This window comes from Mesorhizobium sp. C372A, from assembly GCF_030323245.1.
Lineage (GTDB): Bacteria > Pseudomonadota > Alphaproteobacteria > Rhizobiales > Rhizobiaceae > Mesorhizobium.
Genome location: NZ_CP100475.1, coordinates 2,210,574 through 2,219,878, shown reverse-complemented (window position 1 = coordinate 2,219,878; position 9,305 = coordinate 2,210,574). Strand labels below are relative to the sequence as shown.

Below are 9,305 nucleotides of genomic sequence, written 5' to 3'. Positions count from 1 at the left end.
AAATGAGCGAACGTCTCGAAGACATTGCCGCCGCGATGGTGGCCGGCGGCAAGGGCCTGCTGGCCGCCGATGAGAGCTCCGGCACCATCAAGAAGCGCTTCGACGTTATCGGCGTCGAATCGACCGCCGATAGCCGCCGCGACTACCGCGAGATGATGTTCCGCGCCAAGGACGCAATGACGAAGTACATCTCCGGCGTCATTCTCTACGACGAGACCATCCGTCAGAAGGCTGCCGACGGCACGCCTCTGGTCGACATCATCAAGGCGGCGGGCGCCATTCCCGGCATCAAGGTCGATGCCGGCGCCAAGCCACTCGCCGGCTTTCCCGGCGATACCGTTACCGAAGGCCTCGACGGCTTGCGCGAGCGGCTCGCGGATTATTACAAGCTCGGCGCCCGCTTTGCCAAATGGCGCGCGGTGATCGACATCGACACCGGCAAGGGCGTGCCCTCGGCCAATTCGATTGCCTCCAATGCCCATGCGCTGGCCCGCTATGCCGCACTGTGCCAGGAGGCCGGCATCGTGCCGATCGTCGAACCGGAAGTGCTGATGGACGGCGCGCACGACATTGCCACCTGCTACGACATCTCGAAGGCAACGCTGATCAAGCTCTATGACGAGCTGCATGCGGCGCGCGTTGTGCTGGAAGGCACCATCCTGAAGCCGAACATGGTGCTGGCCGGCAGGAAGTCGGGCAAGGTGAGCAGCCCCGAAGAGGTCGCGGAAAAGACCATAAAACTGTTCCGCGAAACCGTACCGGCAGCGGTGCCGGGCATCGCCTTCCTTTCGGGCGGGCAGTCGGACGAGGAGGCTACCGCCAACCTCAACGCCATCAACGCCATCGGCCCGCATCCGTGGAAGCTGACCTTCTCCTATGGCCGCGCCTTGCAGGCCGCCCCGCAAAAGGCCTGGAGCGGCAAGGCATCGAACGTCGCCGCCGGCCAGGCCGCCTTCACCCATCGTGCCCACATGAACCATCTGGCGGCGCTGGGACAATGGACGGCGAGCCTCGAACAGGCCGCCTGAGCGCAGTCCTCCCGTTGTCATACAACCCGGGCCGATGCGCCCGGGTTTGTTTATGCAAAGCCCGGCTTGGACGGAGTTCGTCCATCCTTATCTCCTTTTCGGCAAAAGCTGACGGCGATGTCGGTTTCTGCCCACCCCAAACGTCCTTGGGTGAACAGACAGGGAGAACTTCATGACTCGCAGCAAGGTGGTTTCGCGTGAAGACTGGTTTGAGGCGCACAAGGCGCATCTGGCGCGCGAGAAGGAATTGACACGGTTGCGTGAGCGCATCGCCGCCGAGCGGCGTGAACTGCCCTGGATGAAAATCCGCAAGGACTATGTCTTCGAGACCGAGCAGGGTCCGAAGAACCTGGCCGGACTGTTCGGCGCCAACAGCCAACTGATCGTCTACCACTTCATGATGACGCCAGGATCGAACCACCGCTGCGAAGGCTGCTCCTTCCTTGCCGACCATATAGACGGCGCCGATCAGCATCTCAGGCACCACGACGTGTCGCTGGTGGTGGTTGCGCGCGCGCCGCTGGCGGAACTGCTGCCTTACAAGCAGCGTATGGGCTGGAAATTCGACTGGGTGTCGTCCTACGCCTCGGATTTCAACTTCGACATGCAGGTCTCCTTCACCGACAAGCAGATCGCGGGCGGCGACACCACCTACAATTTCGAGACGCGTCCGCGCACGTCAAAGGACCTTCCCGGCACCAGTGTTTTCTACAAGGAAGAGAACGGCGACATATTCCTTACCTTTATGTCGCGCGCCCGCGGCGGCGAGGCGCAGATCGGCACTTACGACTATCTCGACATGACACCGAAGGGCCGCGGCGAAAATGGCCCTTATCATAGCCTGATGGACTGGGTGCGGTTGCATGACGAATATCAGGACAAGCAGGCGGACAAGCCGAACTGCTGCGACTAGAAGCTCGTTCACCTCAGGCGAAACTTGCGCTAAGGCTGCCGCTGATCTCTAAACGGTATCGCCATGCGCTTCCCGGCCCTTCTTACCTGGCTCGCCTACCCCGTTTATGTCTGGCAGGGCCTCGGCGTGCGCCGCCGCACCACCCGCATGCTGCCGGCACAAGGGCCGGTCATGCACGAAATATCGGGCAAGGCGCCGGCCATCTCGCTGCTGGTGCTGGGCGATTCCTCGGCCGCTTCCGTCGGCATCGGCAATTCCGAGAACGGGCTTGCCGCGCAGCTTGCAATGCTGGTCGCAAAACGAACCGGCCTTGCCGTGCGCTGGCGCGCCGCCGGATTCAACTCGGCAACGTCGGGCCAGATCCGCGACCATGTGCTGCCCAATCTGTCGGCCGATCGGTGGACGCACATCGTGCTCGCCATCGGCACCAACGACACCAAGAATTTCCACTCGGTGCCGCGCTTCAAGAAAGAGTTCGGCGGCCTGCTTTACGCGCTGCGCGCCAAATGGCCGGAGGCCCGCGTCGTCTGGTCGCCGGTGCTGGAATTCACCCGTGCGCCGGCCATGCCGCCGCTGCTCGGCAAGATACTCGAAATCCGCGCTACCGCAATGAACCGCATGGGCGAGCGCCTCTGTTTCGAGCGCGGCGCCGTGCCGGCGCCACGGCTGCCGATCACCAACCCTGAGGCCGGCTTTGCCTCCGATGGCTTTCATGCCTCGGAAGCCGGTTACCGCGCCTGGGCCGAACATCTGGTCGGATGGGTGCTCGCCGATTGACCTGAGGGGGCACAAGCTCGGACTGGTGGGCTTCAGAGAACTGACGCGAGTATTTCCAAATACTGTTGATTGCAGCCTGCTTCCAATGGATCTGAGCCAGAATATCATCCAGCAGCAATGGATGAGCTACGGCCTGGATTCCGAAACCGGCAACGACACCTGCACGCTGACCGGCAACCGCGCCGAATCGAGCAAGCATGTCATTCCGGCCGGCCCGGCCAACGCCACGCCTTTTATTGCGGCGAACCTGCCGGAATTCATGACGACGCGCGGTGGCGATTACTTCTTCGTGCCCAGCCTCAACGCCATCCGGATGATTGCCATGGGAACGGTGGACCCGACCTGACCCTCAAGGCTATGCCCAGTGCCCCAGCGCACCCGCCAGCGCGATGGCCGCCATGGCGATCAGGGCCAGCTTCCAGAAATCGCCGCGCCGCTTCAGGCCCGGCCAGCCGAGCGGCTTGATCAGCTGAATGGCCATCATGCCGATGATGACGAGCGCGAGGAGTTTCGACATGCCCGCCTTTGAGCAGCATCGCGACAGGCTGTCAAAGCGGTTCTTGCATGGTCTCGGTCGACTTGGCCATTCCTGACAAAAGGCTCGTTTCCGAACCGACCGCCAAGCACCTCGCAGCTTTCTTCAACGAGCTGACATGCTCCTGACAGACTGCTGTCAGGAGGGGTATGCAATAGTGTCTCCATCAGAGAAGAGGAGATGGTCATGAACAGCTTTGGTATTTTGAACAGCGTACAGCACTATGTCGGCAAGATCCGCACGATGCGCAATGAAGTTCGTACCCAGCGCTTCCTGAACTCCTTGCCGGCGGACATCCGCAAGGACATTGGCTGGCCGGATATGTATGAGGGTCACAGCCGCATTCGCGAGATCTGAGGCGTTTTACATGACAATGCTTGGATGCGGACCCCGCAACGCCCGGATCATTGACATCGACCCCCGGGCGGCGACCCCTCGGGCTGGCGCAAAAACTTTGGCGCCTGCTACGGACAATGCTGAAGGCTCCTGACAGAATGCTGTCAGGAGCACCATGCCATAAACGTGTCAGGAGACATGAATGGTGAAAAGCTGGAACGACAGGCTGAACACGCCGGGCGTCAACGGCGTGAAGCCGACGCCACGCACAATGGGCGACGTCGTCGAGGGCCAGCCGATGCTGGTGCCGACGGCCCGTCAGGTCGATGATTTCATTCGCACGATCCCCAACGGCGTCGAGATGGATGTACGCGCCTTGCGCACCGCCCTCGCCATCGAGCATGGGGCGCAAGTGACATGTCCGGTCACCATCGGCTATCATCTGCGCACCGTCGCCGAAGCCGCCAATGAGGATCTCGAACGCGGCATGACGCTGAACGATATCACGCCGTACTGGCGTGTGCTCGACGTGAACACGCCGACAACGAAGAAGTTGTCCTTCGGCGCGGAATTCGTCGCCGTGCAGCGCAGGCGCGAAGGACTTAAACCATAATGCGTGTCGCCCAAAAGTGCGCAGCGGTTTTTGGGAGAACGACAAGCATAAAACAGGACATGGATGTCACCCGGAACCGGTTTTGGGACCATGACATTCATAGACAAGCAGCCGAGGGACCATACGATGCGACGTGCCGACAGGCTCTTTCAGATCGTGCAGCACCTGCGTGGCGGCCGGCTGGTCACCGCCCAGAAGCTCGGCACATGGCTCGAGGTTTCCGAGCGGACCATCTACCGCGATATCGCCGATTTGCAGTCGACCGGAGTGCCGATCGACGGCGAGGCCGGCGTCGGCTACATGATGAGGGAGGGTTTCGACCTTCCGCCGCTGATGTTCACGCGTGACGAAATCGTCGCGCTGGTCGCCGGCGCCCGCATGGTGCGGGCCTTTGGCGGCGCGGCCATGGCGCGTGCGGCCGACGAGGCGCTGGTCAAGATCGGCGCCGTCCTGCCCGACGCCGAGAAGGACCGCATCGCCCGCACCGAGATCCACACGCCGATGTGGGTGGTGAGCGACGCCGCGCGTGAGGCGATCGACGTGATCGAGCGCGCTGTCGAGAAGCGACAGGTGCTGACCATCGACTACCGCGACGAGGCCGGCCGCGGCACCGGGCGTGACATCCGTCCGCTCGGTCTGTGGTTCTGGGGCAAGGTATGGACGCTGGTTGCCTGGTGCGAGATGCGCGACGATTTCCGCGCCTTCCGCATCGACCGCATCGCCTCGGTGGTCATCGCCGGCCGCATCTTCAAGCCTGAGCGAGGCAAGCAGCTTGCCGACTTCTACCGCGCCGTCGAACGCTCGGAGGACTATGGCATGACGCCGGACCGGGCGGCGCGCAGCTGAGACTTCGATAATCAATGAAAAAGCCCGCTCGAAGCGGGCTTTTTTGATGAACTGTCGCAAACCTTACTCGTCGTCCGCATCTTCCTTCTTGGACTTGAGCGCCGAGAGCTTGGCGAACACGGCGTTTGCGTCGAGCTCGGCATCCTCGTCCTTCGGCTTCTCCGGCGCCGGCACCAGGCGCTCGGTCACGGCAGCCGGCAGCAGCGTGTCGCCGACAGGCTGCGCCTGCTCGCGGCCGCGCGAGGCGCGGTTGACTTCCATGTCGAGGTCGATCTGCGAAGCGAGACCCAGCGTCACCGGGTCCATCGGCTGCAGATTGGCCGAATTCCAGTGCTTGCGCTCGCGGATCTGTTCGATCGTCGACTTGGTCGTGCCGACCAGGCGCGAAATCTGCGCGTCCTTCAATTCCGGATGGTTGCGGACCAGCCACAGGATGGCGTTGGGCCGGTCCTGGCGCTTCGACAGCGGTGTGTAGCGGGGACCCTTGCGCTTGGATTCCGGCACCCGCACCTTGGGGTCGGACAGTTTCAGGCGCTGGTTCGGATCCTTCTCGGCGCGCGCGATCTCGTCGCGGGTCAGCTGTCCGGTCATGATCGGATCCATGCCCTTGATGCCCTGCGCCGATTCGCCGTCGGCGATCGCCTTGACCTCGAGCGGATGCAACCCGCAGAACTGCGCGATCTGCTCGAAGGAAAGCGCGGTGTTGTCGACCAGCCAGACGGCGGTCGCCTTGGGCATCAGCAGCGTATTGGCCATTTCAAAAATCCTTCTCGTTCGCCCGCGTTCCCGCGCGGGCGGTGGTTTAGAGCCACCAAAATGGGAAATTCGCGGCCTGTATAACCGCTCCGCTGCCGTTTCGCAATGTTTTTGGCGCAGGGCGCAGCCGTCGGACACCGGACAGCGGGGGAGGCCAGGAGGACCTCGGCTCCGGCGATCATTGATGCCGAGTTGTACAGGGGGTCCAAGACGACAAAACCCGCCGGACAGGGTCCAGCGGGCTCGGAACCGGCGACGGGATACCGTCTGCGGCGGCTCTTGCTTCTGCCGCGTGGTCAGGCCTCATCGGCCGACCAGGCTTCGAATTAGATGGCCTTGCGGGCAATCCTCTCGATGTCGCCGCGGCTGATACCGAGGTCGCTGAGCTGGCGGGCGTTGAGCTTGTTCAGCTCGCGCACGGTTTCGTTGTACATACGCCAGTTACGGAAAGCGCGGATCGGGTTCATGGTTGTCCTCCAGTTGTTGGATCAAATCGTTTCGATGACGCTTAGATAGGCAGTGCTGCCCACGAATTGAACAGACGTCTTTGCATAGCCGCAATGCAAATGCTGCATTGCAGCATTAAGCTTGTGTTCATCTTGCCGACAGGCTGAGCGCGGAGCATGGCGCGAGGTTCAGGTCAGGCCGAGCAGAGAATGGCGGCTCCCGAGAACCGGAGCGGAGCGTACTTCAGTACGAAGCACCGGCCTACGCCGGCCGTAGCCTTAACTGCCGCAACTCCTCATGAGGGCTTCGGCCGGCGAAGGCCGGAAGCGCAGGGAGCCGCCATTCGCAGGCCGGCCTCACCTGAATCTCGCCCCATCTAGCCGACGTCGAGAACGATCTTGCCTATATGCTCGCCCTCTTCCATGCGCTCATGCGCCCGCCAGGCGTCGGTCAGCGGGAAGATCATGTCCATCACCGGCGCTACCTTCCGGGTGCCGAGCAGCGGCCACACCTGTGCTTCCAGTGCGGCGGCGAGCGCCGCCTTGAACTCGACCGTGCGAGGCCGCAGCGTCGAGCCGGTGTGGGTCAGCCGCTTGACCATGATTTTCGAGAAATCGGCGCTCGCCACCGCGCCGGCCTGGACGGCGATCTGGACGATCCTGCCCTCGACCGCGGCGGCCTCGTAGTTGCGCGCGATATAGTCGCCGCCGACCATGTCGAGAATGACGTCGGCCCCGTTGCCGCCGGTCGCATCCTTGACCGCCGCGACGAAATCCTCCTCGCGGTAGTTGATCGCCCGGTCGGCGCCGAGTTTCAGGCAGGCGTCGCATTTTTCCTTGCTGCCGGCGGTGGTGACGACATAGGCGCCGAAGGCCGACGCCAGCTGGATCGCCGTGGTGCCGATGCCCGATGAGCCGCCATGGACCAGCAGCGTCTCACCCTTTTTCAGGCCGCCGCGCTCGAACACATTGTGCCAGACGGTGAAATAGTTTTCCGGAACCGCGGCCGCCTCCGTGTGGGTGAAGCCGGCGGGCAGCGGCAGCACGCTGCCGGCATGAACCTTTACATATTCGGCATAACCGCCCCCCGGCGTCAGCGCGCAGACCCGGTCGCCGATGCGCCAGCGCGATATGTCGTCGCCAAGGGCGGCCACTTCGCCCGATGCCTCGAGACCGGGCAGGTCGGAAGCGCCGGGCGGCGCCGGATAGGCGCCCTTGCGCTGCTGCACGTCGGGGCGGTTGACGCCGGCCGCACGCACCCGGATCAGGATTTCGCCGGGACCAGGCACCGGCACGTCGCGCGTTTCCGGTTTCAGCACCCGCGGCCCGCCCGGTTGCGAGATTGCAATGGCCGTCATCGTGGCTGGAATTTTATGTCCGCTCGCCATGAAATTTCCCGTCTCGGTCCGCCGGCTGCCAGCTTCTTGCCGGCTGTTTGCATCTACGCCCCTGCCCTATGTATGCTGATTGCCGGATCAGGCAAATGGCCAAATCAGCCCAATACTGAATAGGGAGGAGCGACGATGGCGATCTTCGACGACGAACCCAAGAAGAAAGCCCGCCCGCATGAGATCGGACAGGATCTGTCGCTGCTTTCGGTCGGTGACCTGACCGAACGGATCAGCATCCTGCGCGAGGAGATTGCCCGGCTCGAAGCCGAGCTCCAGACCAAGGGCAGCACCAAATCGGCGGCCGAAGCCCTGTTTCGCCGCGGCTAGTTTTCGCGTTAGTTTCGGCGTTGAGCATCCGCCGCCGAAAAGCCCGAATGCGCCTGTCTTCAGACCCCGCCACCGAATCTCCAGACGGATCAAACAATGTTTGCAAGCTACAGGCCGATCCTCTCGCTGCTTCGCGGCACCGCTTTCCTGCTTGCGGCTTCGGGATTGCACGGCCTGTTGTTGCCGTTGCGCGGCCAGATCGAAGGGTTTTCGACCGCATCGCTCGGTCTGATGGGCACGGCCTGGGCCGGTGGCTTCGTCACCGGCTGCTTCTTCGCACCGCGCCTGGTGCGCCGCGCCGGCCACGTCCGGGCGTTCGGCGCCTTTGCCGCTTCCGGCGCCATCGTGGCGCTGCTTACCGGCCTGATCATCGACGAATATGTCTGGATCCTGCTGCGCGCCTTCACCGGCTTCACCATGGCCGGAGCCTTCATGGTCATCGAAAGCTGGCTGAACGAGAAGGCCACCAACGAGAACCGCGGCACCGTCTTCGGCCTCTACATGATGGTCACCTATGCCTCGATCATGGGCGGCCAGATGATCGTTGCGGGCGGCGACGTCAGATCGGCGTCGCTGTTCATGATCACCGGCATATTGTTCTGCTTGTCGCTGATCCCGACCGCGGTGTCGTCGGCTTCGTCTCCCAAGCCTTTGCAGGACGTCAAGCTCGACGTCAAAGGTCTCTACGCCAACTCGCCGGTGTCGGCGATCGCCTGCCTGTTGGTCGGCATCGCCAATGGCGCCTGGGGCACGCTTGGCGCCGTCTACGGCGCCCGTATCGGCATCTCCACCGCCCAGATCGCACTGATGATGAGCCTTGTCGTTATTGCCGGCGCGGCCATGCAGCTTCCGGCCGGACGCCTCTCCGACAAGACCGACCGCCGTTTCGTGCTGGCGGGCGCGGCTTTCGGCGCCGCACTGTTCGCCATCCTGATCTTCCTGTTCGAACCGCGTTCCGCCGTCCTCGTCATTGTCTTCGCCGCCGCCTACGGCGCCTTTGCCTACACGCTCTATTCGATCGCCGTGGCGCATGCCAACGACCACGCCCGATCGGAGGATTTCGTCAAGGTCTCGGGCGGCCTGCTGCTTCTGTATGGCTTCGGAACCATGATCGGGCCCCTGCTGGCTGCCGCCCTGATGGGTTGGCTCCGCCCCGAAGGCCTGTTCCTGGCCACCGCGCTGGCGCATCTCAGCCTCGCCGCCTACACGTTGCTGCGCATCAGCCGCCGCGCGCCGGTGCCGATCGAAGACCGCGACGCCTTCAAGACCCAGCCGGCCGATCGCTCGGTCACCCCTGAAGCACTGCGGCTCAGAAAAGCGGAAGCCGACGGTTGAGA

General features: G+C 63.2%; 13 protein-coding genes. 9 read left to right on the top strand and 4 right to left on the bottom strand.

Annotated features, from left to right (window positions below; all coding sequences use genetic code 11):
- Positions 1–2: 2 nt before the first annotated feature.
- The 4 genes from NLY42_RS10510 (at position 3) to NLY42_RS10495 (ending at position 3,064) form a co-directional block, all read left to right on the top strand.
- Entirely contained in the window at positions 3–1,028 is a 1,026-nt protein-coding gene (locus NLY42_RS10510; RefSeq protein ID WP_023748338.1) for a class I fructose-bisphosphate aldolase, read from the top strand.
- A gap of 172 nt (positions 1,029–1,200) precedes the next feature.
- On the top strand, positions 1,201–1,941 hold the full coding sequence (locus NLY42_RS10505; RefSeq protein ID WP_023737389.1) for a DUF899 domain-containing protein: 741 nt from the start codon (positions 1,201–1,203) through the stop codon (positions 1,939–1,941).
- 63 nt (positions 1,942–2,004) lie between these two features.
- On the top strand, positions 2,005–2,718 hold the full coding sequence (locus tag NLY42_RS10500; protein ID WP_023706280.1) for an SGNH/GDSL hydrolase family protein: 714 nt from the start codon (positions 2,005–2,007) through the stop codon (positions 2,716–2,718).
- A gap of 25 nt (positions 2,719–2,743) precedes the next feature.
- Positions 2,744–3,064, top strand: a complete 321-nt coding sequence (locus NLY42_RS10495) for a hypothetical protein (RefSeq protein ID WP_155922469.1) — start codon at positions 2,744–2,746, stop codon at positions 3,062–3,064.
- Between the two features lie 9 nt (positions 3,065–3,073).
- Here NLY42_RS10495 and NLY42_RS10490 read toward each other — a convergent pair whose 3' ends face one another.
- Entirely contained in the window at positions 3,074–3,235 is a 162-nt protein-coding gene (locus NLY42_RS10490) for a hypothetical protein (RefSeq protein ID WP_023683991.1), read from the bottom strand.
- A gap of 204 nt (positions 3,236–3,439) precedes the next feature.
- Here NLY42_RS10490 and NLY42_RS10485 point away from each other — a divergent pair, with 204 nt between their 5' ends.
- The 3 genes from NLY42_RS10485 to NLY42_RS10475 all read left to right on the top strand — a co-directional run bounded on the left by NLY42_RS10485 (position 3,440) and on the right by NLY42_RS10475 (position 5,048).
- On the top strand, positions 3,440–3,610 hold the full coding sequence (locus tag NLY42_RS10485; protein WP_023670139.1) for a hypothetical protein: 171 nt from the start codon (positions 3,440–3,442) through the stop codon (positions 3,608–3,610).
- A gap of 181 nt (positions 3,611–3,791) precedes the next feature.
- Positions 3,792–4,202, top strand: a complete 411-nt coding sequence (locus NLY42_RS10480) for a hypothetical protein (protein ID WP_031197101.1) — start codon at positions 3,792–3,794, stop codon at positions 4,200–4,202.
- Between the two features lie 126 nt (positions 4,203–4,328).
- Positions 4,329–5,048 carry a helix-turn-helix transcriptional regulator gene (locus NLY42_RS10475; protein ID WP_023683994.1) on the top strand — a complete coding sequence of 240 codons (720 nt, stop codon included), beginning with the start codon at positions 4,329–4,331 and terminating at the stop codon, positions 5,046–5,048.
- A 63-nt stretch (positions 5,049–5,111) separates the two neighbouring features.
- Here the strand turns inward: NLY42_RS10475 and NLY42_RS10470 are convergent, their stop codons facing one another.
- The 3 genes from NLY42_RS10470 to NLY42_RS10460 form a co-directional block, all read right to left on the bottom strand.
- Complete coding sequence (locus NLY42_RS10470; protein WP_023670142.1) at positions 5,112–5,804, bottom strand: DUF1013 domain-containing protein; 693 nt, start codon at positions 5,802–5,804, stop codon at positions 5,112–5,114.
- A 326-nt stretch (positions 5,805–6,130) separates the two neighbouring features.
- On the bottom strand, positions 6,131–6,271 hold the full coding sequence (locus NLY42_RS10465; RefSeq protein WP_023670143.1) for a DUF1127 domain-containing protein: 141 nt from the start codon (positions 6,269–6,271) through the stop codon (positions 6,131–6,133).
- A gap of 356 nt (positions 6,272–6,627) precedes the next feature.
- Positions 6,628–7,638, bottom strand: coding sequence for an NAD(P)H-quinone oxidoreductase (locus tag NLY42_RS10460; protein ID WP_031244805.1), 1,011 nt, complete (start codon positions 7,636–7,638; stop codon positions 6,628–6,630).
- Positions 7,639–7,773: 135 nt separating this feature from the next.
- Here NLY42_RS10460 and NLY42_RS10455 point away from each other — a divergent pair, with 135 nt between their 5' ends.
- Both NLY42_RS10455 and NLY42_RS10450 read left to right on the top strand, forming a co-directional pair.
- Positions 7,774–7,968, top strand: coding sequence for a DUF1192 domain-containing protein (locus NLY42_RS10455; protein WP_023670145.1), 195 nt, complete (start codon positions 7,774–7,776; stop codon positions 7,966–7,968).
- A gap of 96 nt (positions 7,969–8,064) precedes the next feature.
- Positions 8,065–9,303 carry an MFS transporter gene (locus NLY42_RS10450; RefSeq protein ID WP_023670146.1) on the top strand — a complete coding sequence of 413 codons (1,239 nt, stop codon included), beginning with the start codon at positions 8,065–8,067 and terminating at the stop codon, positions 9,301–9,303.
- Positions 9,304–9,305: the final 2 nt, after the last annotated feature.

What these genes read in the sequence shown, in the direction of transcription:
- NLY42_RS10480 (WP_031197101.1), top strand. Translation starts at nt 3,792, where the DNA reads ATGGTGAAAAGCTGGAACGACAGGCTGAACACGCCGGGCGTCAACGGC.
- NLY42_RS10470 (WP_023670142.1), bottom strand. Translation starts at nt 5,804, where the DNA reads ATGGCCAATACGCTGCTGATGCCCAAGGCGACCGCCGTCTGGCTGGTC.
- NLY42_RS10450 (WP_023670146.1), top strand. Translation starts at nt 8,065, where the DNA reads ATGTTTGCAAGCTACAGGCCGATCCTCTCGCTGCTTCGCGGCACCGCT.
- NLY42_RS10455 (WP_023670145.1), top strand. Translation starts at nt 7,774, where the DNA reads ATGGCGATCTTCGACGACGAACCCAAGAAGAAAGCCCGCCCGCATGAG.
- NLY42_RS10460 (WP_031244805.1), bottom strand. Translation starts at nt 7,638, where the DNA reads ATGGCGAGCGGACATAAAATTCCAGCCACGATGACGGCCATTGCAATC.
- NLY42_RS10465 (WP_023670143.1), bottom strand. Translation starts at nt 6,271, where the DNA reads ATGAACCCGATCCGCGCTTTCCGTAACTGGCGTATGTACAACGAAACC.
- NLY42_RS10500 (WP_023706280.1), top strand. Translation starts at nt 2,005, where the DNA reads ATGCGCTTCCCGGCCCTTCTTACCTGGCTCGCCTACCCCGTTTATGTC.
- NLY42_RS10475 (WP_023683994.1), top strand. Translation starts at nt 4,329, where the DNA reads ATGCGACGTGCCGACAGGCTCTTTCAGATCGTGCAGCACCTGCGTGGC.
- NLY42_RS10485 (WP_023670139.1), top strand. Translation starts at nt 3,440, where the DNA reads ATGAACAGCTTTGGTATTTTGAACAGCGTACAGCACTATGTCGGCAAG.
- NLY42_RS10510 (WP_023748338.1), top strand. Translation starts at nt 3, where the DNA reads ATGAGCGAACGTCTCGAAGACATTGCCGCCGCGATGGTGGCCGGCGGC.
- NLY42_RS10505 (WP_023737389.1), top strand. Translation starts at nt 1,201, where the DNA reads ATGACTCGCAGCAAGGTGGTTTCGCGTGAAGACTGGTTTGAGGCGCAC.
- NLY42_RS10490 (WP_023683991.1), bottom strand. Translation starts at nt 3,235, where the DNA reads ATGTCGAAACTCCTCGCGCTCGTCATCATCGGCATGATGGCCATTCAG.